This is a genomic window from Planctobacterium marinum, assembly GCF_036322805.1.
Taxonomy (GTDB): Bacteria; Pseudomonadota; Gammaproteobacteria; order Enterobacterales; family Alteromonadaceae; genus Planctobacterium; species Planctobacterium marinum_A.
The window spans coordinates 3,663,832-3,688,865 of record NZ_AP027272.1; the positions used below are offsets into that span (position 1 = coordinate 3,663,832).

22 protein-coding genes are annotated in these 25,034 nt (G+C 42.4%); all 22 read right to left on the reverse strand.

The genetic code is table 11. The annotated features are described in order from the left end of the window. Positions 1-1,049: 1,049 nt before the first annotated feature. Entirely contained in the window at positions 1,050-1,772 is a 723-nt protein-coding gene (locus AABA75_RS16180) for a dTDP-4-amino-4,6-dideoxyglucose formyltransferase (protein WP_338293751.1), read from the reverse strand. Further along, on the reverse strand, positions 1,769-2,839 hold the full coding sequence (locus AABA75_RS16185; RefSeq protein ID WP_338293752.1) for a DegT/DnrJ/EryC1/StrS family aminotransferase: 1,071 nt from the start codon (positions 2,837-2,839) through the stop codon (positions 1,769-1,771). The genes AABA75_RS16180 and AABA75_RS16185 overlap by 4 nt, the downstream gene beginning before the upstream one ends. Beyond that, positions 2,836-3,711 (reverse strand): glucose-1-phosphate thymidylyltransferase RfbA, encoded by an 876-nt coding sequence (gene rfbA, locus AABA75_RS16190; protein ID WP_338293754.1) that lies wholly within the window; start codon positions 3,709-3,711, stop codon positions 2,836-2,838. The genes AABA75_RS16185 and rfbA overlap by 4 nt, the downstream gene beginning before the upstream one ends. Continuing rightward, positions 3,708-4,802: a dTDP-glucose 4,6-dehydratase gene (rfbB, locus tag AABA75_RS16195; protein WP_338293756.1), complete on the reverse strand. Its 1,095-nt coding sequence runs from the start codon at positions 4,800-4,802 to the stop codon at positions 3,708-3,710. The genes rfbA and rfbB overlap by 4 nt, the downstream gene beginning before the upstream one ends. A 485-nt stretch (positions 4,803-5,287) precedes the next feature. Further along, on the reverse strand, positions 5,288-6,775 hold the full coding sequence (locus tag AABA75_RS16200; protein WP_338293758.1) for a Wzz/FepE/Etk N-terminal domain-containing protein: 1,488 nt from the start codon (positions 6,773-6,775) through the stop codon (positions 5,288-5,290). A 102-nt stretch (positions 6,776-6,877) separates the two neighbouring features. Then, positions 6,878-7,978 carry a glycosyltransferase gene (locus AABA75_RS16205; protein WP_338293761.1) on the reverse strand — a complete coding sequence of 367 codons (1,101 nt, stop codon included), beginning with the start codon at positions 7,976-7,978 and terminating at the stop codon, positions 6,878-6,880. After that, the gene (locus tag AABA75_RS16210; RefSeq protein WP_338293762.1) at positions 7,968-9,122 is read right to left on the reverse strand and encodes a glycosyltransferase; all 1,155 of its coding nucleotides are present in this window, start codon (positions 9,120-9,122) and stop codon (positions 7,968-7,970) included. Before AABA75_RS16210 ends, AABA75_RS16205 begins: the two co-directional genes overlap by 11 nt. A gap of 83 nt (positions 9,123-9,205) precedes the next feature. Next, positions 9,206-10,729, reverse strand: a complete 1,524-nt coding sequence (locus AABA75_RS16215) for a hypothetical protein (protein ID WP_338293764.1) — start codon at positions 10,727-10,729, stop codon at positions 9,206-9,208. Between the two features lie 252 nt (positions 10,730-10,981). Further along, positions 10,982-12,340 (reverse strand): hypothetical protein, encoded by a 1,359-nt coding sequence (locus AABA75_RS16220; RefSeq protein WP_338293765.1) that lies wholly within the window; start codon positions 12,338-12,340, stop codon positions 10,982-10,984. 407 nt (positions 12,341-12,747) lie between these two features. Then, on the reverse strand, positions 12,748-14,106 hold the full coding sequence (locus AABA75_RS16225) for a hypothetical protein (protein WP_338293765.1): 1,359 nt from the start codon (positions 14,104-14,106) through the stop codon (positions 12,748-12,750). 274 nt (positions 14,107-14,380) lie between these two features. After that, positions 14,381-14,914: a hypothetical protein gene (locus AABA75_RS16230; protein ID WP_338293766.1), complete on the reverse strand. Its 534-nt coding sequence runs from the start codon at positions 14,912-14,914 to the stop codon at positions 14,381-14,383. Between the two features lie 311 nt (positions 14,915-15,225). Beyond that, the gene (locus AABA75_RS16235) at positions 15,226-17,292 is read right to left on the reverse strand and encodes a type II secretory pathway protein (protein WP_338293768.1); all 2,067 of its coding nucleotides are present in this window, start codon (positions 17,290-17,292) and stop codon (positions 15,226-15,228) included. Next, a complete protein-coding gene (locus AABA75_RS16240) occupies positions 17,293-17,856 on the reverse strand; it encodes a hypothetical protein (RefSeq protein WP_338293770.1) in 564 nt (187 codons plus the stop codon). Beyond that, the gene (locus AABA75_RS16245) at positions 17,840-18,391 is read right to left on the reverse strand and encodes a hypothetical protein (protein ID WP_338293772.1); all 552 of its coding nucleotides are present in this window, start codon (positions 18,389-18,391) and stop codon (positions 17,840-17,842) included. The genes AABA75_RS16240 and AABA75_RS16245 overlap by 17 nt, the downstream gene beginning before the upstream one ends. Next, positions 18,384-19,442: a hypothetical protein gene (locus AABA75_RS16250; RefSeq protein WP_338293773.1), complete on the reverse strand. Its 1,059-nt coding sequence runs from the start codon at positions 19,440-19,442 to the stop codon at positions 18,384-18,386. The genes AABA75_RS16245 and AABA75_RS16250 overlap by 8 nt, the downstream gene beginning before the upstream one ends. Positions 19,443-19,471: 29 nt before the next feature. Beyond that, positions 19,472-20,284: a hypothetical protein gene (locus AABA75_RS16255; protein ID WP_338293774.1), complete on the reverse strand. Its 813-nt coding sequence runs from the start codon at positions 20,282-20,284 to the stop codon at positions 19,472-19,474. Further along, the gene (locus tag AABA75_RS16260; protein ID WP_338293775.1) at positions 20,281-20,988 is read right to left on the reverse strand and encodes a prepilin-type N-terminal cleavage/methylation domain-containing protein; all 708 of its coding nucleotides are present in this window, start codon (positions 20,986-20,988) and stop codon (positions 20,281-20,283) included. Before AABA75_RS16260 ends, AABA75_RS16255 begins: the two co-directional genes overlap by 4 nt. After that, a complete protein-coding gene (locus AABA75_RS16265) occupies positions 20,970-21,386 on the reverse strand; it encodes a type II secretion system protein (protein WP_338293777.1) in 417 nt (138 codons plus the stop codon). Before AABA75_RS16265 ends, AABA75_RS16260 begins: the two co-directional genes overlap by 19 nt. Beyond that, entirely contained in the window at positions 21,367-21,777 is a 411-nt protein-coding gene (locus AABA75_RS16270; protein WP_338293779.1) for a pilus assembly FimT family protein, read from the reverse strand. The genes AABA75_RS16265 and AABA75_RS16270 overlap by 20 nt, the downstream gene beginning before the upstream one ends. After that, positions 21,761-22,966, reverse strand: coding sequence for a type II secretion system F family protein (locus tag AABA75_RS16275; RefSeq protein ID WP_338293781.1), 1,206 nt, complete (start codon positions 22,964-22,966; stop codon positions 21,761-21,763). The genes AABA75_RS16270 and AABA75_RS16275 overlap by 17 nt, the downstream gene beginning before the upstream one ends. Continuing rightward, on the reverse strand, positions 22,966-24,618 hold the full coding sequence (locus AABA75_RS16280) for a GspE/PulE family protein (protein ID WP_338293782.1): 1,653 nt from the start codon (positions 24,616-24,618) through the stop codon (positions 22,966-22,968). The genes AABA75_RS16275 and AABA75_RS16280 overlap by 1 nt, the downstream gene beginning before the upstream one ends. Continuing rightward, a complete protein-coding gene (gene gspG, locus AABA75_RS16285) occupies positions 24,615-25,010 on the reverse strand; it encodes a type II secretion system major pseudopilin GspG (RefSeq protein WP_338293784.1) in 396 nt (131 codons plus the stop codon). Before gspG ends, AABA75_RS16280 begins: the two co-directional genes overlap by 4 nt. Positions 25,011-25,034: the final 24 nt, after the last annotated feature.

Below are 25,034 nucleotides of genomic sequence, written 5' to 3' on the forward strand. Positions count from 1 at the left end.
TCAGCCAGCTTCAGTAGCTTATTGGACGTTGGTGGTATTTAAACTGCCGATTTCGTTAATGCTTAAAAAGTATTCGTGCTAAATCTGTTAAACAATACTTCGCCAGATTATAGGGAAGGTGCTTTGTCCCTATTGCGTAGTAACTACCTCTAGCGAGTTCTTAACATTCCCGATCGTCGTATTGGACGATTGAAGGCTGCATGTTCAGGCTTTTTAGATCCCCTTTCGCATACAGCTGTTCTCAGATATCAATGGCTATGCCACTGAATCAGAATAATCGGTCAGAAATCACTATACCCTCTGGTTGGCTATATTAATCGCGGAATAACATAACCCTTGGCTCCCTCAACAACCGTCATCTTCATTATTGGTGGGTTCACTTTCTAATTCAATTCGACCGCAGCAACAAACTGAGTCATCCAAAATGCGCTACGACAGCGCTTACCGCTTCGAAGCTCGATTCCCAGTAGATATCATCGAGTTGAATAATTCTGCCTGTTTAGTGATGATCTCAATTTTCTTTAATGGCATGCAACAGTTCATATTTCATCTTCCCGGCCTCGTCTTAACTTACCTTTAGCTAACGCATCAACTCCATAGCTGAAGTGTCTATTTTGGATTGCGTTAGCAGGTGCATTACATTAAACCACTTTGTGAGTGACAGCCTAGCATTATCAAAGACGGTACCACTGATATACGATTGCTGCTTACCATGATTAGTTCATAAAAGCTATCGTGCCCCAAGTTTACAATAGGATTTACCCACACATTCTCTGAGTAATCCCCGAGGGATAGCGTCACTGGAGCATTACATCTCTATACTTTTCTTCATTTCCGTAGTCTCCCGTCTACTCGAAAACACCACTTCCTTTTCGAAGCTGCTCTTTATTATTTTCCATTTCGAGAACGTTAAAACTATAATTACACACAATGAAATGCAGGACCCCTAAGATCAATAACAAGGCAGTTACTTATCATAAATCACTTGGTTCTGAATGCCATGATTTTACCAAAAACAGCTTATCGGATAATGTTCATTATTGAACAGTTTAGGTGTTGCGCTTTTCAATATCCACAGCTACGTAAACCATTTCACCATTGTCTGCTAAAAAATACGCATTTTTGTATGGTGGATGAGTCATAGCTCTTAAATAATCAATGGCCTCTCGCATCGTTACTGGTTTATCCATATCAATTTCAAGCAGCTCCTTATAATCCGATATGGAGTTGTAATTGCCAGTATTTGGCATTTTAACCTGTTCATAATTACCAACAATCAAAGCTTCTAAGTTCTCATTGAAAAGCTTATATTCTAAGTCCAGAACTCTGTCATATACTGATTTCGAAGTATCCCATTCAAATACCTCAATCTGCTGCTGATAAAGAATATCGCCATGATCAACCTCTGAATCCATCAAATGAATAGTTGCACCAATCGGTTTCTTATTTAAAAGTGAAAAAACTTGGGGAAACCAACCTCTGTTATATGGATTTAACCCTGGGTGGATATTTATGCATCTGACATTTTCCACCAATGACTTGGGGAAGATTTGCTTACAATGACAAGAAAAACCCAAATCAAAATTTTCAATTAAAAAGTTACAATTTTCTTTGACATCTAAGGACTCAATAGTACCTTGGTTAATTTCGTCTTCAAACAATTTAAGTCCCTTCGGGGAGCAAAAGAAACGCACTTGATAGTTGGTACGTTTAAAAGTATCAAATGCCTTCTTATACCACCATTTATTATCCGTCAATATAAATAAATTCATACGCTATACAATGTATCTATAACTTTCTTTTGCTCTAAAGGACTCAATCCCGGATAAATCGGTAAGCACAAAATCCTACTAGCAACGTCTCGCGAAATTTCGCATACCTGATTGCTTCCCAAATAATTCAAATTGTCTAAACTTGGATAAAAATACCGTCTTGGAAGAATACATCTTTCTTTCAATTGAGCACTCGTCCTAAGTACGTCAGCTTCCGACCCGAATAACACTGGTGCATATGCATGGTTGTTGAGGCTGTTTTTATTCCATTGCTGAAAACTTAAACCGTCTGGCAACTCCCTCAGATAAGTTTCCCAAATCTCAGCACGCTGTTGATTAATAGCTGAAATTTCATCTAGTACACACAACCCCATTGCTGCTTCAAATTCGTTCATTTTAGCATTAGTGCCTTGTAACTCAACTGAGTCTGGGCCAGCAATGCCAAAATTTATCATTAAGCGAATTTTTTCTGCCAACTCATTATCATCTGTAATAATGGCCCCTCCTTCTATGGTGTGGAAAAGCTTGGTTGCATGAAAACTGACTACACTAATATCGCCGTAATTTAAAACGCTTTGCCCTTTATATTGAGTACCGAAAGCGTGTGCAGCATCATAAATAACTTTTAAATTGTGTTTAAGCGCTACATCCCGTATCAGTTCGACGTCACAAGGATTGCCAAAAACGTGAACAGGCACAATTGCACTAGTCTGCTCAGTGATCAGAGCTTCAATGTTGTTCGGTTCAAGATTAAAAGTATTTGGATCAATATCTGCAAAAACTGGCTTGAGACCTTCCCATGTTAAAGTGCAAGTAGTAGCAGCAAAGCTAAACGGAGTGGTAATTACTTCACCTTGCAACTCTAAGGCTTTATAGGCAAGGTGAAGGGCTAGCGAACCGTTGGCTACAAGGATAAGGTGCTTAACTCCTAAATGATCTTGAAGGCGTTTTTCAAGCTCTCTGAGTAAAACACCGTTGTTAGTGAGCCAACCAGTATCGTAAATACGATTCACATAATCTATGTATTTTGCCTTATTCGGCAAATAAGATTTAGTGACAGGTATCACTTAGACTTACCTTTTAATAAATTCATCAAGTATTGCCCGTAACTATTTTTTGATAAGGCTTTAGCAGTTTGCATAATTTGCTCGTCATTCAACCAATTATTACGCCAAGCAATTTCCTCTAAACATGCAATTTTGTAACCTTGGCGCTTTTCAATAGTTTCTACAAACATTGCCGCCTCCAACAAACTCTCATGCGTACCAGTATCAAGCCAAGCGAAACCACGCCCCAGCAGCTCAACATGCAAACTTCCACTTTCCAAATACATTTGGTTAATATCCGTAATTTCAAGCTCTCCACGGTGTGAGGGTTTTACTTGTTTCGCCTTATCAACGACCTCATTGTCGTAAAAATACAAGCCTGTAACAGCATAGTTTGATATTGGGTTTTTAGGTTTTTCTTGAATGCTGACAGCCTTCTGAAACTGGTCAAATGCCACCACTCCAAAGCGCTCGGGATCTTTAACTTGATAACCAAATACAGAAGCTCCTGATTTACGGCTTGCAGCTCTTTTAAGGATAGGAGTAAAACCCTGTCCCCAGAAAATATTATCACCCAAAGCCAAACACACACTGTCACAACCGATGAATTCCTCACCAATAATAAATGCTTGCGCAAGACCATCTGGACTCTGCTGTATGGCATATTTCAAGTTTACTCCAATATCGGAACCATCTCTCAACACTCTTTGAAAACTAGCTTGATCCTCTGGCGTAGTAATAATTAATACATCTTTTATTCCTGCCAACATAAGAACTGAAAGTGGATAATAAATCATTGGTTTGTCATACACGGGCAAGAGCTGTTTTGACACCCCTTTTGTTATTGGATAAAGACGTGAGCCGGAACCACCGGCCAATATAATTCCCTTCATATTTTATTACCTGTTATTTCTCTTTGGTAATTCCCGTCCTGCACAAGCCGCCACCACTCTTCATTATCCAAGTACCACTGAACAGTCTTCCTAATACCACTCTCAAAAGTTTCTTTTGGTGTCCAATTAAAATCAGATTGAATCTTAGTCGCATCTATAGCGTAACGCATGTCATGACCTAAACGGTCCTCCACAAACGTAATCTGTTCAGAATATGAGCTCTGTTTAGGTCTTAACTCATCGAGAATTGAACAAATTTTTAACACAACATCAATGTTTTGCTTTTCATTGTGTCCGCCAATGTTATAAGTCTCCCCAATTCTCCCCTGAGTGGCGACCAATAACAAGGCCTCAGCATGGTCCTCTACAAAAAGCCAATCACGAATCTGGTTGCCTTTCCCATAAACGGGTAATGGATTTCCTTCAATTGCGTTTATTATCACTAATGGAATGAGTTTCTCGGGAAAGTGATAAGGTCCATAATTGTTTGAGCAATTAGTAACTAAGGTAGGCAGCCCATATGTTTTGTGCCACGCTCTAACCAAATGATCGGAGCTCGCCTTACTAGCACTGTATGGCGAGCTTGGTGCATAAGACGTCGTTTCAGTAAACAATGGAAGATTTCCGGGCGCCTTCTCCGGGTGTGGCAAATCGCCATATACTTCGTCAGTTGAAATGTGGTGAAAGCGAAAAATATGTTTTCTGTGGTCTTCCAACTTACTCCAATAAACTCTGGCTTGCTCTAATAATACATAGGTACCAATAATATTGGTTTGGATGAACTCATCAGGGCCATCTATCGAGCGATCTACATGAGATTCAGCCGCAAGATGCATAACGACATCAGGTTGGTGATTCTTAAAGATTCGTTTAACTTCTAACGCATCGCAAATATCTACTTGTTCAAACGAATAACGATCATTACCGCTAACACTCTTAAGAGATTCTAAATTTCCGGAGTAGGTTAGCTTATCGACATTCACAACTGAGCACTCTGTTGCACTAATGATGTGACGAATTACCGCCGAACCAATAAATCCAGCCCCTCCAGTAACTAGAACTTTTAACTTTAAATTTTTATAGCTAGTCATCCCATGCCTTTTTAAAGATGTCGATTAACCACGTGTATCTACTAACATCAAAATGTCGAAATAAAAACACGAGTTCACTCGCTAACCAAATTATTAAGTACCAATGGTAACAAAACAAATAAGTCTACATCTACTTAACGAGTAACTAAAGAGCGGACTTTAACCTCCACTGCACCAAAAATATAGTTATTGTTGGCTCAATTCGCTATATTTTTAAATAATTTAACTTACAATGAAAACTCACAATTATTTTTCTCTGTGATAATGTCCATAACAATTTTTGTATGCCTCCATCACATGTGCGTATATTTAATTTACCAACATTAATTAGATCACTACCCTACAAAAATACGTTTGCCGACTCAGCTCATATTCGATATCACCTTAACTAATCATCAACACGATTGTTCGTCTCGCTAACGTTTTTTTTCAATGTTAAGCATAAAAATTCTTCCACTTCTCACTCAACTATTTGCTCTAAAGCTCTATTTATTCCGCCTAGCCATGCTCGCGCAAACCAGCACAATGATTAATGCCAACAAACCACTCAGCACCAAACCCAAAACAATAATCAGAAGGACATCTGGCTTAACCGCCTCCCCTGTCGCAACCGCAGCTCTGGTAACACTCATGGGTTCAACTCCTTCAAGCGTTAAAGATTTAGAATTCAAATCACGAATTTCTGAAAAAATATCGGGCAATTCTTCAATGTAGTTATCGTCTGACTGCCTGTTCTTTAATGCTTGTAATGCTATATCATCTTTTATTGCTGCAATCTTCTTTGTTAACTCGTTCAGGGAAGCAATTGTAGACTTATCATCTTCTTTATTCTTCAGTTGTTCCAGTCTTTTATCATTTTTAATCCGTTCAATCTCTACTGCGATTCTGTTAAGCTCCCTTAAGTACAGTTCATCACTCTCACGCCCCTTTAACGATTCAATCAACGAGTCAAGATATCTAGTGCCCATTAAATAGAGAGGTAATGAAGGGTTATCCGTCAAATTAATATTAGTAGCTGCAACATCTCCCCTTTTTACTCTAAAATCGCTTACTGGTGTGGGCAAGGTGATATCAAGTTCTTTGGCAATTTTCAGTGCTTCTCTCGCTTCGGCGATCTGCGTCTCTCTATCTTTTTTACTCCTCTCCAGAACCAGTTGATATTGCTGTTTAAGGTTCTGTAGCTCTAGAGCATTTTCTTCCTCTAATTGAGCAATTTCGACCATGCGATCATTTTTCGCTTTTGCGATGATCAATTGCATTTGCTGTTCCAGCTTGCTCAACTCTTCCTCATTTCCCTCTTCAATAAGCGCAACCTGTCGCAACCGCTCTTGCCTAGCCCTTTCTCGCAGTAGACCTAGCTGCCTTTCCAATCTAAAGATTTTGATTGATTTAATAGATTTTGACTGTGATTCTAAATCTGATAACAGTTGCTTTGCCGTGTATTGTATATACTCGTTTACTGTTTCTACCAACAAAGACTCATTCGTGTGAGAAACCCTAATCTCGACTTTAGTCGGGTTTTGTGCGGCTTCGCCTTTTACCACAACAGGCTCCAAAATCTCAACCGAAACATCTTCTGCAAACCTGGCTGCCAATGTTTCCTCTGGTAAATCACTATCCGGGAACAATTCCTTGGCAGTAGTATCTTTAGTAAGAAATTCTACAAAATTGATAGTTGCGCCAAGAGACTGATAGTAGCGTTCAAATAATTGCTGTTTGGTCAAAGAAATCAAAGAGTTGTCATTAAACGCCAAAACATTAGCATCAGACGGCAAAGCCACCTGGACTTTGGCCTGATACTCTTTAGGTATAGTTACCGCTATGACTACGGCTAAAAGAGTTCCTAAAAGAGTTACACCGAGAACTGTTTTCCAGCGCTCTTTGAGGTCCAATAAAAGCTGCAAAACATCAAGCTCATCATCTTGAATTAGATTGTTCTTGCTTTTGTATTTTGAGGATGGTTCTTGTGCCATACCGAAAGCGCACGCTCCCTACAAAAATTGGAGGCGAAGTGTAGCTAATTGCCAGTTTTGTTTCAACAGCAATTCGTCCGTCGGAATCAAATAGTTGGGCCTTTAATCCAGCTGATGCTTTATCGCGGTAATAAACTTTTCAACAGCAAAACTCTCACTACTTTCGAGGCAATGATTTTTCATATTTCTGACGCCATCGGAGCAAATATTGCTCACCAGTCTCACCAAAGCGTTGGGGTTAACCTCTTTATCCAACAACCAGCCAGTCATTCCATCAATCACCGTTTCTCTGATCCCTCCTTCATTTACACCTATAACAGGCTTTCCCGCCCCCATAGACTCAACAGGACTCATACCGAAATCCTCATCTTTAGGTATGTAAATAGTAGCCAAACAATCGCCCACCAGTCGTGCGAGCTCTTGCTCAGTAACCCAACCGGTAAATGATATGTTTGAATAGTCTTTAGCAAGATTTCTCAAGAAGCCTTCCTGCGAGCCGCCAGAGGTAACAACAAGCTTCTTGTCCGGTATTGCCATAAACGCTCTGACAATAGTTTCGACACGTTTGTATGGTTCCAGCCTTGCGGTTGACAAAAAGTAGTCACCATCTGACAGGTGCTTAAAACGAGCAACATTTACAGGGGGGTAAACTACCTCAGCTTCTACATTGAGAAACTTATGCAAACGCTGCTGGACGTTTTTAGAGTTGCAGAGAATAACGTCCATCCTCTCCAGTGATTGTTCATATTTTGGTCTAAACCAATCAATCAGCATCTTTAGTGCTGGCCTTTGCCAAACCGGGATGGACTCCAGATAGTAGTCTCTCAGATCATAGACAAATCGCGGTGGAGTGTGGCAGTAATAGATGTTCTTTTTGGCTTTTGTGTTCAGTATTGCAAGAGGTGCATTACTGCCAGAATAAATAACACTTTCGTAACGGCTTAAATCTGGGCAAGATTTTAAAAATGTTTGCGCACATTTAATAGTTTGCCAGCCCGGAATAGCTGTAGATGTTGTTAGCTCAGTAACCCGTGAGGGTTCAATAGGCAACGATTCGAAGCATGTCTTATTGACCCAACCCGTGATGAGGTCCATGTTGGAAAAGTGTTTACATAGGTCAAGCGTAACCGCTTCAGCTCCACCCTTAACTTGAAGAAAGTCATACATCACCGCGGTTGAAACGGCAAAAGAATCACGATGCATTTTGCAAACCTTTATACAGCTTCTGAATTTCAATTGCCACAGCAGCAATATCAAATTGTTTATTTAGTTTGTTGTAAGCGTGTTTACCGCATTCAGTTGTACGGCCTGGCTTTATAAACTCAGCGACAGCGCTTGCAAGCGCGTCAGCATCTGATGCATCCACCACCTTACCATTGACGTTATTCTCAATGACATAACTCATTCCAGAGCCATTTACATTACTAACTATCGCTGGAACAGCATAATTTGCCGCTTCCAGAAGCACCACGCCAAACGCTTCCGTTCTCTCTAATGAGGGTAAAAGCAACACATCTGAAGATTTTAAAATCTCATCTTTTTGCTGTTCACTAACACTGCCGTGCCAGAAAACGCAATTCTGTATACCCAGCTCTGAGCATTCTTTCTGTAACGGCAATGCCAACTCACCATCACCAATAACGTCAAGAGTAACACTGACCTTTTGCTCCTGTAGTTGGGCTAAAGCTTTAAGCACAACTGAGTGGGCCTTGTAATAGACCAACCGGCCTATCATACATAAACGAATACTACGGTTTTCACTGAACTTTTTAGAATGAACATCAAAATGCTTTATTTTTATGCCCAACGGAATAACTACACATTTTTCCGCGAAAGGTTTCAGCGGAATGCTGGTTTTCAAGTAAGGAGGTGAGGTAGAAATAACCTTATCTGCATTTTTGAGCAGTTGAGTCTCAAATAGTTTGTACACTGGATAAAACAGTTTTATCAGTTTTGTTGGAGCAGATCCCAATACATCAGCATGCCAGTGAATCACTATTTCCGCTTGCCGGGCAAAAAAGCGCTTAACAACCAGTAACCAAAATGCGGATAAGTTAGGCATGTGCACGTGGACGATATCGGGTCGGAACGACCGCAAGGCATGAATTATCCGGTAAGGGTATCCCGGAGCAACTGGTGCGAAAATCAATTGACCAAAGCACTTAACTTCGAAGATTTTACACCCTTTCCATGCGTATTCTCCATTAGACGATTGCAATTTATCTGCATGCACCAATGCAGCCACCTCAAGCCCCTGATCCGCCTGTTCTTCCATCAACTGAGACATAAAGGTTTCAATACCTCCATACCTTGGTGGGAAATACTTTCCAACGTGAAGCACCTTCACTGATTTATCCTTACTTCAACATTGCATTACAAATTACGAGAGTCGGCAAAAATGACACTATCCAATTCTCGACGCCATTATTACTACTGATTTCCGGATTGAATTTTCAAACAATAATTCCGATTATTGGCTGCGTCCTGATTTGCAGGATAAAGTTTCAGCGCCTGCTCAAGTAGCCCAAGAGCAAAATCGCAATATCCCATATATATGTATCCCACCGCTAAATTAGACAACAAAATACTTCTGCGCTCAGGATAGTGCACATGCCTTAACGCCATCATAACAACAGGGGCTGCCTGCTGGTATTTTTGTTGCTGGTAAAGCACATTCATGTAAGCGTTGAGCACACCGAAGCTAATGGTGCCCTGAGCCATATTAAGTTCGATACTCTCTTTAAGATACTTTTCTGCTTCTTCCAATCTGCCTGCTTTTGCAAGCTCAGTTCCATATGAGGCATTCGTTCTGATATGTTCAGGGGAATACTTTAGCTCCCTCTCGTAAAATGTTAAAGGGTCCTGCCATTGAATTGCACGCTGGTAGGTTAATGTAGCACCAGTCAGGCCAACTATAAGCGTAGCGAGCACCGTAATATACGAGGTAACTATTCGATTTGGTGAGGCATCAAACCAATACCTTGCCAACCCCGTTACAGCTAACATCAACCCAAAATTCCCCAAATAAGTGCGATGTTCGAAGGCAAGATCCTTAATTGGAAAAATAAACGACTCTACAGAATGGCTAATGTAAAAGAACAGAACTCCCCAGCAAAACAATGGAATTGTAGCTCTCAGTTTCAGAGCAGTTGCAATTAATGCAAGATGCGCGGTGAATGCCAATGCGACTAATGGGTCAAAACTATCTCGAAGAGGAACAAAGATTTCTAATTGCAATGGATGAGGAAAGACAAACCTTGCTATGTAATCCCATAATACGATGCCTTGGGTGTAAAAATAGGAAACCCTATCAGTAGCTCCGGGGTCCCGAGTAAAGTTGTCCAATTTTTCCCAGAACGCTTCCATGAACGGAAATGGCGCTATTAATACCACCAGAATAGCTCCACCGAGCATTAAGCGGTTTAGGTAGCAGCGCAACTTACCCTTTGACTGCAACCATTCCCAACAAAACAAAAACAAAAACACAACGAAAAAGTTTTGTTTGGTAAAAATACCGGCAATAACGCACAACAAAGTAAGCAAAGTGAAAATAAGCTTGCTGGTTAGCTCTGTGCTCAAACGCGCTTTGATATAAAAAATCACAGTCAGAAAAACAAATAGCGCAACCAAACTCCCCAGACGTTGCACGATATAAATAACAGGTTGGCTATTTAGCGGGTGTAGCGCCCACAGGGCGGCGATAATCAGTGCCCAAAAAGCATGTTCTGTAGCCTTAGTATCTTTAGAAAAGTGGCTTATGAATAACTTACTTAAGAAAAATACCGCAAGGGTGTTTAACGCATGGATCAGCACATTCACCGCGTGGTACCAAGTGACATCCAGTCCGGTGAATTGATAATTAAGCCATAGCGTAAAGTAACCTGTAATGCGGCTTAAATAACCGCCCTGCAACAGCATTTCCAGACTCTCTGAATGAAGTGCCTGGTTATTCACAATGGAATCTATGTCGTCAAGGTAAAAAGGTACAACGAAAGACGGGTAGTAAACTCCAGTAAGAATTATAAATAAGATAAAAAAAGAAAAAATCTGGTGTTTATTGCTTAGTTCAAACATGAAGAGCGAGGACAATGAGTTGTTCCTCAAATGATACAAGAAAGTCATCTGTATTAACATAAATCGCTTTCACGAAACACAAAAAAGGCGACCAGTGGTCGCCTTTTGTTCAAAATGTTAAGTAATCAATGATTACTCTACACCTTTGTACTGGTCAGTGATGACAAACGCTCTGTCATTACCGCCAATATTGAATGACGCATGAACAGTGATGTCATCTTCAGGTGCGTTCACTGTAACAGTGATTGACGCCTGAGAACCAGCGAAGCCAGCAGCTTCTAGAGCAGTATTGATTGCTGGAGCCAGCTTAGTAACTGTCTGAGCATTCGCTGTACCGATTACACCTAAATCGAACGTATTACCGTTATTGTCAAACGCCGTTACAGAGATATCACCTGCCTGAGTGCCTGAGTTAGTCACGTATACAACCTGACTCGCAGTTGGACCGTAAGGCATGTAAGGAATGTTAACCGTTGCACCATTAAGTGTCCAGGAGCCTGCGCTTAGGCCAGAACCTACAGTCGCTGAACCAGCCTGTGAACCTGCTGAGGTGTAGTTGTATGTAAAGTCAGCTGTGAAGGCTTGCGCTTCAATTACCGCTGCGCTAGTACCTGTCAGCGGAGTGAAGGTAATAGTATCGTTGGTAGTCATACCACCGTATGCAACTGACAGCCTTGCAGAGTCGGCAGTAAAGGTTCGTGAACCTGCACTTGACCACTGAGCTGCGGTTACATTACCCATTTTACCCGCTTCACCGTACAGGTTAACTACTGTACCGCTAGTTGCATTAACCGTCGCCACGTTTAACCAGCCGGTAGTATCTACGTCAGTGATTGCCCAGCTCATGCTGTCTGCAACACCACCAACAAAAGCCTGACGCATTTGCGAAACATCAACAACCGCATCAAATGGCGCTGTTACTGAGGCAGTACCGAACTGAGTTTTCGCCTCTGCAACCGTTGCCGTGCGAGTACCTGATGCATCCAGAGTATCACCAGCGGCTGTTACAGAGCTAACAGTTACTGTAACGCTGCCATTGCGCACTGCATCTGCAGTGTAATCGATGGTACCTAAAGGCAACACCGCGCCAATGGTAGTACGGTCAGTGTAGGTAGTATTAACGCCATCAGTAGGCTGCGTAATACTAGTAACACGATATGTCACACTGTTAGTATCTGAGTTCAACAGACCCAATGCCAAACCCGCAATCGCGTTAGCTGGCGTCGCACTGTTTACCGCCGGCACGTTGACTTGCGCTGGAAAGCCGTTGGCAACCAATGCACCGTCAGGGAAAGTGAACGTGATACGGTCACCTTCCTGGTAAGCTGCAGCCAGTGTGTAACTGATGGCGTTAGAAGTCTGGTTAGCTGTAACGCCCGTCAAACCTTCGGATGAGTGTACTTGTTTCGTAACACTTACAGTGCCTGCCAGAGCAGTGCTGCAAGTAACAGCTACAGCCGTCGCTAGTAGTGTTTTTTTCAATAGTTTCATTATGAGTTATCTCCAATTTCTAAAATTCGAGTCTGCCAGCTTCTGGCAAACTCACAAACTTAAAACGTTTCAACTTTTGGGATTATTCCCTTTTTTGATTATTTTTCGAAAGCCAAACTATATTTTACGATATTTATTTTTGTCAGTAGATATGCAACAGCCCTTCTTACTCTGCGATTGCAAAAGCAGGCCCTACCATGATGCAACAACATATTTGATAATTATGAAAGATTTCACAATAAATTATTGAATATGGCGCTGTGTTGTCAGCTATCAAAACGAACTAGAACAGAGGGATTAAAAGTAGCAGTGTAACAAGTGGCATCTATAGTCGCATATGTAAAACTGAAAACACAAAAAAGGCGACCAGTGGTCGCCTTTTGTTCAAAATGTTAAGTAATCAATGATTACTCTACACCTTTGTACTGGTCAGTGATGACAAACGCTCTGTCATTACCGCCAATATTGAATGACGCATGAACAGTGATGTCATCTTCAGGTGCGTTCACTGTAACAGTGATTGACGCCTGAGAACCAGCGAAGCCAGCAGCTTCTAGAGCAGTATTGATTGCTGGAGCCAGCTTAGTAACTGTCTGAGCATTCGCTGTACCGATTACACCTAAATCGAACGTATTACCGTTATTGTCAAACGCCGTTACAGAGATATCACCTGCCTGAGTGCCTGAGTTAGTCACGTATACAACCTGACTCGCAGTTGGACCGTAAGGCATGTAAGGAATGTTAACCGTTGCACCATTAAGTGTCCAGGAGCCTGCGCTTAGGCCAGAACCTACAGTCGCTGAACCAGCCTGTGAACCTGCTGAGGTGTAGTTGTATGTAAAGTCAGCTGTGAAGGCTTGCGCTTCAATTACCGCTGCGCTAGTACCTGTCAGCGGAGTGAAGGTAATAGTATCGTTGGTAGTCATACCACCGTATGCAACTGACAGCCTTGCAGAGTCGGCAGTAAAGGTTCGTGAACCTGCACTTGACCACTGAGCTGCGGTTACATTACCCATTTTACCCGCTTCACCGTACAGGTTAACTACTGTACCGCTAGTTGCATTAACCGTCGCCACGTTTAACCAGCCGGTAGTATCTACGTCAGTGATTGCCCAGCTCATGCTGTCTGCAACACCACCAACAAAAGCCTGACGCATTTGCGAAACATCAACAACCGCATCAAATGGCGCTGTTACTGAGGCAGTACCGAACTGAGTTTTCGCCTCTGCAACCGTTGCCGTGCGAGTACCTGATGCATCCAGAGTATCACCAGCGGCTGTTACAGAGCTAACAGTTACTGTAACGCTGCCATTGCGCACTGCATCTGCAGTGTAATCGATGGTACCTAAAGGCAACACCGCGCCAATGGTAGTACGGTCAGTGTAGGTAGTATTAACGCCATCAGTAGGCTGCGTAATACTAGTAACACGATATGTCACACTGTTAGTATCTGAGTTCAACAGACCCAATGCCAAACCCGCAATCGCGTTAGCTGGCGTCGCACTGTTTACCGCCGGCACGTTGACTTGCGCTGGAAAGCCGTTGGCAACCAATGCACCGTCAGGGAAAGTGAACGTGATACGGTCACCTTCCTGGTAAGCTGCAGCCAGTGTGTAACTGATGGCGTTAGAAGTCTGGTTAGCTGTAACGCCCGTCAAACCTTCGGATGAGTGTACTTGTTTCGTAACACTTACAGTGCCTGCCAGAGCAGTGCTGCAAGTAACAGCTACAGCCGTCGCTAGTAGTGTTTTTTTCAATAGTTTCATTATGAGTTATCTCCAAATCTTGAAACGCGGACCGGGCAACTAAGCCAAATCCATTTTATGAACGTTCATAAGATACAATACCTGTATCTCGAAAAAGGATAGCGGCAAATCTATGATGAAGCAATACCTGTTTATGCCTTAATTATCAATAATTTGTAATTTGTGGCGGTTTTATTCTTTGCTTCCCGTGTTTTTTACACGACAAAAAACAACATCTCCATAAAAATATAACGCGCCTGGCACTATTTTCCTGACGGTTCTTATCTGTTTTTTGCTATCGAAGTAGTGAGGTTTCAAGCTTTTTCACATCCAAATCCCCCTGCTCCCAGGCAAGACAATGATGTAACATATAAGGGTTGTAAATGGGCAATTCGGTATCCGTTACATTAATGCAAAAGCCAATAAGATACTCAACGTCCTTGCTTACCTTAGCGACGTATTCAGGTTCCTTGAGAGTTTCGTCAAAAAAGCCCAATACATCGATAGAATCACCGACCTCCAATTGTCCTTCAGATAACTCAGTAACCGAGGCAACCCAGGTGGTTTGACTGGTGTCCTCTAATTGAATTTGCAACAGATTCCTGTTGTCGGGACCGGGTTCCTGATTGATTATCTTACCGGTAACAGCCCCAACATGCCCGATGTATTGTTCTTTAAACCCTTTTTCATCGTAATATTCAGAATTAAAACTAACAAAGGGTTGGTGTTTTATTCCACTATCAAGAGTCGTTGATTTTTCTTCACCTAAGGCTGCAAATGAAACGCTTAAGCAAAGCAACGCAACGCTTTTATAATGCATAAAACTCATGATTTGTCTTGACTCCTTTTTTAAGCATTAAAAATTAAACACATGTTCGCACATCCGGACAACCGTTTTTCTGCAAATATTATCAGATATTGTTTCATTCGAGTTCTGCCAAGTGCCTGTATTAGGTAAATGTAACCAGGCACCTGGCAATCCGAAGGCGTTCTCTATCCGGAGGCATTGTTGATAACCACCAAGCAAGATTTATCACTTGTATCCTTAACAGGATCTGAATGAACCGCGATGACGAGGGCAGCATCCGTCTCTATGCACAAAACACAGTTTCCGAATACCTTTATCCTTCACACTTCGAATTATTGACCTAATTTAATCGTCTCAAGACTATCAGAAAATTCAGAAATAAGTTTATCCCACTCATCAGATGAACGGATGACTTTGGGTGTGACAATCATGACTAATTCAGTTTTCTCCGTGGCGTCATTTTCAGATTTAAACGCTTTGCCTATGAGCGGAATATCGCCAAGGATTGGCACTTTAGTTTCCCCCCTGGAGTTACTCTCACTGATCAGACCTCCCAGAATCACAGTTCTGCCACTTTCAACCACGGCTTCCGTACTTAACGAACGGTTAAAAATTGAAGGCGTTGGTGATCCTGCGGTCCCTTCAACCACATTACTGATCGTTTGAGCAATGTTCATAATAACGACCCCTTGCGCATTTAAAGTTGGGGTAACCTGCACCTGAACACCAGTTTCACGATAGTTAATACTGGAGGTCTGTACACCGTCATCGACGGTGAGGGAGCCCTGTGTAGGTATTTCTGTACCCACATTAATACTAGCAGTCATACCATCTCTCACTAACAAGGTTGGGTTAGACAATACATTCACAAACTGATTTTGTTTGAACAGTGCCAATGCAGCTTCTGCTCGACTGGAGCCTAAAAAGTCCTGATCTAATAGTGATATCGACAATCCGCCCGTGTCGCTCAAACCAAATCGGCCCTGCGTGGTTGCAGTAAATCGCTCATCATTTTGCAGTGCAAATTCAACGCCGAATTTAAAGTTGTCAGTTAATGTCACTTCCGCGATCATTACTTCAAGCAAAATCTGTTTCGGCAAAACATCCAACTTTTGCAGCAATGGCAGCAATTTTAAATATCTGTCGCCTGTGGTGTTGAAAATAAGATTGTTAGTACGTTCATCCACAACAAAGGACAAACCCGCGATAGATGCTGAGGCACTTGCAGCTCGGCCGCTAGCCAGGTTTTTAGCATTGTTCCCGGTAGACTCAGTATTCACTTTTGTGGTACTAATACCCAGCAGCCCCTGGATACTCTCGCCCAAGTCCTTAGCCCTGGCATATTTAGGTGCATAAATAAAATATTGTGCATTTTCCCCCTGACTGGGCCTGTCAAGCACGTTAGCCCAATATCTGACCCGCTCTAAACTTTCTTCAGAGCTGGCAAACACCGCAATTGCGCCAATATGCCCCAAAGGGACTAATAACACGCTTTTGTTCTGAGCAGTGTTAACGGCTGCGTCAACTCCTTCATTTGTGAGTAAGGTAATTGCCTGCGTAGTAAAGTCTTCCATACCAATGTATTCAAGCGACAACAGTCCAATATACTTTCCCCTGTGTGCGGGTACATCCAACATATTGATCAACTCTAAAGCTCGAATAACATTTTGACGATTACCCAAGATAAACATTGAATTTTGATCAAAATCAGGAATAAACTCAGCGTCAACAAGGCGATTTAATGTCCGCTCTAAGGTTATTCTGATGCCGTAGTTGAACTGTACAACTTGCAAAATTTGTCCGCCGACGTTAGGCACAGACGATAACTCTCTACCCACTGCTACGGTAGCACTGCCCCTGTTGTCTTCTGGCCTGTGGAAGAAAAAAGTATTTTCGTTGAATTCAATACGGATGCGATTTTGCGCTAATAAATTGGCGACCAGTGCATACAACTCGTTTTGCGACATTGGATTTTGAACATTCAATGTCACCGGAGTGGCGTCGGCTTTTAATCCATTGTCAATGACGTAATTAGTTTTAAACAAATCACCAAAGACATAATGAATAAAATCTGTAACGGGCATATCGTTTGCCGATATGCGAATATCCTCCGATTTTCCGAAAACATTTTGTGCCGCTTTTTCAGCCATATTGGTATTGTGTTGCGCAATAGGCTGCAGTCGGGTAAACCCTTGTTTATTTCCAGCAATGGTCTCTTCTGAATCGCCAACCGTGTTCTCTTCTCCGGCAAAGCCAGACTCACCTTCAAGCAACGACTTTTTCAGATAATAAATTCGTTCATCAGAATTAGCGCCCTTTTCCTGTGTGGTTTGACACGCGGTTAATGATAAGAGCAAAAGGGTAATAAACGAAATGCGTTTAGAATTGGAGCCATTCATTTATGTGTTCCTTGGTTTAAAGAGGTTTAAAATAATGTTATTTCCTTGCGTATCACTTAATGCTACCTGAGTCTGTGAAGTGATACTTAACGTAAGGTGTTTGTATTGCTCACCAGCAGCCAGCTTTAAAGTGTTTGCTTTACGGCTGGCAAAATTAATCACCTGTAAGACAGCAAACTTGTTCTGGTTTTCCTGTACGATGGCAAGCAGACCAATCTGATGCTCATCGTCGAGCCGTGAAAACATCGGTTTTAAGGTCTTATCAACTGGAGGTGGAGCTTTGGCAGCCTCGGCAGCAAGCGCCGCCTGTTTGGCAGCTTCGGCCTGTTGTTTCGCAATTTCATCCTGGCTGGGGGGCTTGGGTGCAATAGCCAATAACCTTTCACTCAACTGTTCAGCAGACCAAGACTCTCTAATCTCAATGGGCTGTAAAGCCAACGCCTCCGGTAAAGCAGACTGTGACTCGGATGGTATCTCTGCGCCGTTTTCATGTATCAAAAAAACCAACAGTAACCCTATCAATGTGGCTAGCGCCATCTGCTTATAATTAATTGCTGCTATCATTTTCAATCCATACATTCACATTGAACGAGAGTCCACCCCTTATACGGCCTATCAGAGATGTATCGCCGGTCCTTCTTGAGTAAAAAAAGTTCATTTTATCTAGCAGCAACCAGCTTTTTCCTTCCAGATCACTTTGCAGTGCCACCCAGTCAGAGGGGTAGGCTTCGATAAAAATTTCAATCTTGTGGTGTAATTGCTCTTTACCATCGGGTTCTACCCAGCTGATGCGATTTATTTTAACATCGTGTTTCTCAGCAGATTTCTCAACAATGCCCTGAATGGCAAGGGTGGCCATTTGCATGGAATCAGCAGTAAAGGCAAGTTGGGTTATCGAACTCAAGTAGCTATCCACTTCAGCCAATTGCGCCTCTAAAGGAGCTCGAGCCTGTAATAGCGCCTGTTCTTTTTGCGCTTTTTGTTGTTCCGCTATCACACTTATCCGCTGTGTATCGAGCCAGTCAAAAGCAGGAACGACCAAAAACTGTAAGACCGCTAATACGGCGACAATCATTAACAAAGTTTGTTGCCTAGACATTGTTCACTCCTGAATCTATCGCCACTAGCAGTCTCACACTTTGTTTGCCCTGAAGACTCGTGATATCACCATCCATGCTGACATTCCTTACCCCGGGAAAAGATCTGATCTGTTTAATGGTTTCTGTAGCTGAAGGCGTCAATACAGTAATGCCTGCCTCACCGTCCTGATATAGCAATCCCCCCACAGAGACACCATTGTCCAGTAACCCGGTGATGATGTTCCACATGAGTTGTCCGGACAGGTCTGAGCTAGCGCTACTTTTGATTTCATCTGCCAAAGCAATTTTCTCAGCCAACTGTTTTTTAAGTTGAATGACTTCTCTCACCTCTGCAGACTCAATATTGCTCTGGGAAAACGACTCGTGCCATTTTAAATGGCCAAACAACATTAACCAATAGAGCAACACTGAACAGGTTAATCCCGCAGCGACGGAAGGAAAATGAAAACGTTTAAGCAGTTCGTTGGCGAGCACCTGTCCCTTCATCAAGGACACAAGATAGTGTTTGGGTATTTCGGTAACCTGCTGCTGTAATATAGCGAAATATTCTTCTTGGGTCAGTTTTTTTCTCTGTGCGACCTTGCCAACGCCGGAGGATAACAAAAACATGTCGGGATCAGCGTACAAGCCCGCACCATTCGAGGAAACGATGTTTTCCCCTTTGCGCGCAATATTCAAGGTATTCCCCAATCGCGACACTGTGACCAACTCACCCATATTAACAAAGGTCGCCAACATGGTTTCAGGGATAAACAAGCAGAGGTTATTTCTGACGTATTCTTCAGCAGTTTTATCAAACAGGAAAAACTTCACCGTTGTGGAAGTCAATGCATTGTTGTGTAGATGGACCATTTTGAGTTGTGTGTACTCATTATTGATAATATTTCTGACGTCATTTTGGTCGGGAACCGGATATTCCTTTTCAAACTCTTGATAGTGCTCTCTGCCAATCAATACAATGGGCAAGCTAAACCTGCTGATGCGATTTTTACTATTCAGCGTATCTCTGGTGGCCAGCTTTTGTACTTTGCCAGCTGTAAATATGAACATGTTGTTCTTGCAATAAATATGCAACGGATTCATTTTGTTGTTAGACCTATTTCAATAATGGGGATGTCATTCCCGGGTTGTAATTGAAAATAACGACCTCTAGAAACATGCGAATCTTTTCTGTCATGTCTGTCTGAAGTAATTTTTACCCGAGCCATAGTACCCGGCGGAAACACACTTGCTTCCTGTAACCCATCGATCTGGTTTACTGTATCTCTACTGAACTCTCTGCTCTCTCGTAATTCAGCAATACGCTGTGCAGTTAACTCACCGAAGACTTTGGAAAGTAGCCCGTCAGGCGCAGTACCCACGTTAAAAAAACCAGTGGGGAGATTTGTCAGGTAAGTTAAATCGGTTCCTTCGAGCCCCGGTAAAAGCAACACTTCTTCTATATAAGGTATTCTGGCGTTGCGCATTTGTGCTGACGCCACCCCATAGTCATCCATACCTTGCCACTTTCTTATGGTGTTTAGTTGATTGGCATTACCATTCAGGTACTTGTCCCACCCAATTCCAATAAAGCTAGTTGATAACAACCCAGCCATATCTTGTATTTCCACCGTCAGGTCAGCCTCAACCCGTTGCGGCTCGCCAAAAAAACCAAGTGAGCGGTCTAGTGCCTGAATATCAAAGTCCACTCTGCTCTGGGTGAGTAGTGCAAACTGAATATGTGCCATGGCAGACTGTATTTTGGTTTCCGCACCAGCTTTGTGTTTTAGCTCAGTTGCTATTTCGACGGCATTATTGGCCTTACTACTCAGTTGTACCACCAACAACATTAACACTGTGGAAATGAGTAAAACCTGAACGAGCGCTATTCCTTGTTGCTTTCGGAAGATCATAAGTCGACTCCGACATACTGCAGCAGATCCCGATGTAAAAAATGACTCACAGGTATCTTGAGTTCCGACCAGACTCCCTTCCTTTTAAATCTGACTTTTATCTGCTCAGGCGAAATCAGAGTATCCTTAGCACTGTACAATCCAAACCACTTTTTATCGAAGGTTGCGTTCGACTCTAGCTGTTGAGTAGCAGCGTAGTCATTGTAATCCTGCCAACCATAGTACTCGAAGCGAATATCTTCAAACCCGTTTATGATAGTTATTTCATCCTGGTAGTCGCCAATATCGTCTTCGGAGAGTAAAGGTTGCGTTGCAATGGGGTATTCCCGATAGACAAGCTTTACCATACCAGAATCTAGCTGGACAACATTAATTTCAAAAGCAACAGCGGTATCTTCAGAGGCGATTGAAACGTTTGAAATAGCGCGTATCAGTGAATCGCCTCCTTCAAAGTAAACATACCCTCCTCTGTTGCCACCTTTGAAAACTATAGGTTTTATATTACGAATCAGCCTCTGCAGTGTGATAACACCTCTTACCTCAGCAAGATCACTGCGAAAGTCGCCCAGTTCTTTTTGCCAGTACACCGAATAAGTCTGATAACCAAATGTGCCAATAAAAATCATCATCATAAGGATGGTGATTGCCACAAGAGTTTCGATCAGGGTGAATCCTGCTTGATTGTTTAAAGCGCTTTTTGCCATGAAACTGCTTCAAAACTATGCTGAGATTGTCGATTGTTGTAGCGGCTAATAAGGTTGACGCGCCAAAGATAAGCTTGTGTATCAGATTGGCGAACTTCCCGATTGTCAGCATCATAAAAAGCCACAACGGGCTTTGTTTCAATTAGCTCTGCAGTCCACTGATACTCAACCCCAAGGAAGACCGCACTGCCGCTGTTTTCCCCTGCCTGAATATCAAGCGAAATATGTTCAGACAGAACAGGAATATAATTGTTTAATTTTAGAGATTCACTGGCGGCAAGCGAGCTTTTCACGGCACCTGTATAGCTAATAGTGACAGTCGCTAACACCAGGAACAAGATAAATGCAGCAACTAACACCTCAATCAGTGAAAACCCCTCAATTCGTTGTTGCATCATTGTAGATTTCATCTAAATAAATTGTTTTTGTCATTCCGTTGACTGCGAGTTCGATTCGGTTCGCGTCAATTAATCCAAGGCGATTCACATTAAAATCGGTCTCAGAAAACATCAAATAGTTAAATGTTTTTTCAAATACCTGCGACTTACCCGAATAAATTTGCATCTGATTTTCAGACAACTTAATAGACAGGCGCTTTTCCAACACAAAAGCTTTAGATGAAGCAAGAATAAATGTCTGTTCCAGATCTTGTATCTCTGCTTTGGCGCGAAACTTAGTAACGCCATCCACCACAAGCCCGCCCGCTAATCCCGTTGCGGTAATAATGATGGTCATCACTACTAACAGCTCAACTAGTGTAAAACCGGATTGTTTAGATGGAAATATCATTTACCGACACAACACTGAGTAACATTGTAATGACAACACTACCTACAATGCCTCCCATCACTAAAATCAGAAGAGGTTCAAGAATATTGGTTACGCGATCAGTCCAGCCTTCAAATTCTGTTTTACTTCTTTGTGCGATCTCGTTAAAAATCTTTGCCAGCTCGCCGCTTTCTTCTCCAACCTCTAACAGTGAAATATAAAAAGAAGGGTAAATTGGTGTCATCGACAGGCTTTTCGCTAACGGTTCGCCTTTTTTGATTTTATTATTAGCAATGTCCAGGCTATTTCGTATCACTGGATTTTGAATATTCGCTATAGCGGCACTTATTGCGTGATCCACCTTAACACCGGCACTCACCATCAAAGCCATTGCTGAGTTAAAGCGTATTCTTTCCACTTGTTTAATCAAATCTGAAATTATGGGCACAGATAGAAAATACTGTGCCATCCTGGTTCTGAAAGCGGGCGACTTCCATTGGTAGGCAATAGCAAAAATCACCGCCACAATCCCAGCTAGTAACCACAATTGATAGTTGATCATCCATTCGCTGGCCCCTAGCAACAATCGGGTATAGACAGGGATATCATCATTTTTATCAAAAATACTGCCCATCTGTGGCACGATGTAATTAAACACAAACAGCACACACATAACACATACGAACAGAATAACTGACGGGTAAGTTAACGCCTGAACAATTTTGGCGCGCAAGGATTGCTGAAACTTTAAGTCACTTGCCAGTCCGGCAAAAACTTGGGGCAATTTACCCGATTTCTCACCAATGGCGATTAAATTGATGTACAGCGGGTCAAAATCATTACGACTTGTTTTAAAGGCATCCGATACGCTACTCCCGCCTTTTAATTTCTTGAGTATTTCAGCTACGACCCGTGAAGTGCTGGGGTCTTTTTTGGAACGCGCGATAATTTCAAGGCCCTTATCGACCTTAACACCACTGTTTAGCAAGATAGCGAGTTCAGAAGTGAGAAACTCCATGTCTTTCAGGCTCAGATTTTGAGACTGGAAAGGCAGTTTTATGTTTATGGATTGAGATTGAAGGGACACACTTGCTACCATCAACCCCTCGGAGGACAGTGAATGCCGCAAAGCATTTACATCAGATGCCTCCCTGTAATCTTCGATAGAATGCCCTTGTTTATCATAGGCTTTAAACTTGTATAGTGGCATCAGGAACAAACTCTCAACACTTCGGCAATAGTTGTTTTACCTTGAGCGGCTTTGAGTAGCCCGTCCTCAAATAAAGTCCTGTTACCCAATTTCTGATTGTAACTTTTTGCTGCTGGTAAAAACTGGCTATCTTTTTTCATCGCTTTGACGGTGGAATCGTTCGGCAAATATTCAAGTATCGACATTCTGCCTTTGTACCCGGTGCCACCGCATTCATCACAGCCTTTCTCCTGCAGGAACTGCGGAGAATGTATTTCAAATCGATTCAATAATTCATCAAGGTTAAGATGAGAAAACTGGGTTAAATCCGTCTCTATGACCGCACAGTGATGACACACTCTGCGAACCAGTCTCTGTGCGACAACAGAAATGATAGCCGCGTTGAGAAGAAACTCTTCTACTCCTAAATCCACAAGTCGGGTGTAGGCTCCAGGTGCGTCGTTAGTGTGCACCGTACTAAAAACCAGGTGACCTGTAAGTGCAGACTGCATTGCTATGCGCGCGGTTTCCTGATCACGGATCTCACCTAACATAATAATATCGGGGTCTTGTCGTACAATACTTCGCAAGCCTGCGGCAAAATCAAATCCAATATCTGCATTCACCTGAACCTGATTAATGCCCGGTAATTGATATTCCACGGGGTCTTCTAAGGTAATTATTTTTACGCTATCGTTATTTAATTCATTGAGAAAGGTATAAAGGCTGGTGGTTTTACCCGAACCCGTTGGACCTGTTAACAAGATGACGCCTGCAGTTGCCTTGAGATCTTGCTTGATTTTGACTTCCAGGTCTTCTGAAATTCCCAAGTTTGCCATGTCATACCTGACCGCATCTTTTCGCAAAAATCTCAGTACAACACTTTCACCTTTGCCCAGAGGCAATATCGAGACCCGTATATCCAGTTCAACATTTGAGGCTTTGGTTTCAATCTTTCCATCTTGAGGACGTCTTTTCTCTGCAATGTCCATATTGGACAATATTTTGATTCGAGAAATAACAGGAACGCTAAGTGTGGAGGGTAACAAACCCTCATCTTTTAACACCCCATCAACCCTGTAGCGGACTCGGTAACGTCCCGATACAGGCTCAATATGTAAATCTGATGCTCGCCACTTAACGCCTTTGGCAATTAAATTATTGAGCAGATTAACAGTTGGGGCTTCTGAAGCGAGTTCTCTTAAGCGGTCTTCCTCAAGATTATTGAGCTCACCGGCCTTGTCTTCAGTTATCTCTGACTGAATTAAAGTGCTCAACTTTTCAGCATCATCTTTAGTTATCAGGGTGATAGCCGGAGTAATTGAGTTCTGATTCAGGTATTGGTTAACGTCCCAATCGAGTGGGTCACAGGTGTAAAAACTGGAGTGGCTTTCTGAACAGGGTATCCAGTGGTTTTTAACCAAAAAATTGGTGTCTAAATCGGAGACCCATTCTGGTAACGAGTATGATTCCTCATTTATGGGTAAATCAGACGCTAATTCTAAACCCAGTATTTGCGAATATAGTGGTGGTAAGGCATCCTCTGACAGGCTGCCCATATTGACCAGAAGCTTCTCTAGACGACCGCCGTACTTTTCCTGGTAACTTGATGCTTTTTCAAGATCTACAGGACTGACACCAAACTGCTCCTGCAGTATTACTGCAATATTCATCCGCTTACTTTAATATCTTCGTTTTCACCATCACCGCCTTGCTGACCGTCTTTGCCAAGCGACATTATCACATAACTTGCTCCATCAGGGCCTGGCGTGGTCAACATGTACGGGTTTCCCCACGGATCCACCGGTAGTTTCTTGATATACGGGCCGTCCCAACCAGCCACATCACTTTTGGTCAAACTATTCAGGTCCTCAGGGTAGTCTCCAACATCGAGGTAATAGGTATCCAATGCAGTTTCAAACATTTGCATTTGTGCTTTTGCCGTACTCTGTTTTGAGCTCCCTATTTTTGAAAACATTTCAGGCGCCACAAGCGAACCTAACAGGCCGATAATGACAATAACGATCAATAATTCTACCAATGTAAAACCAGAATTAACTTTCATAAAATACCTCTTAAGATTGCGCCC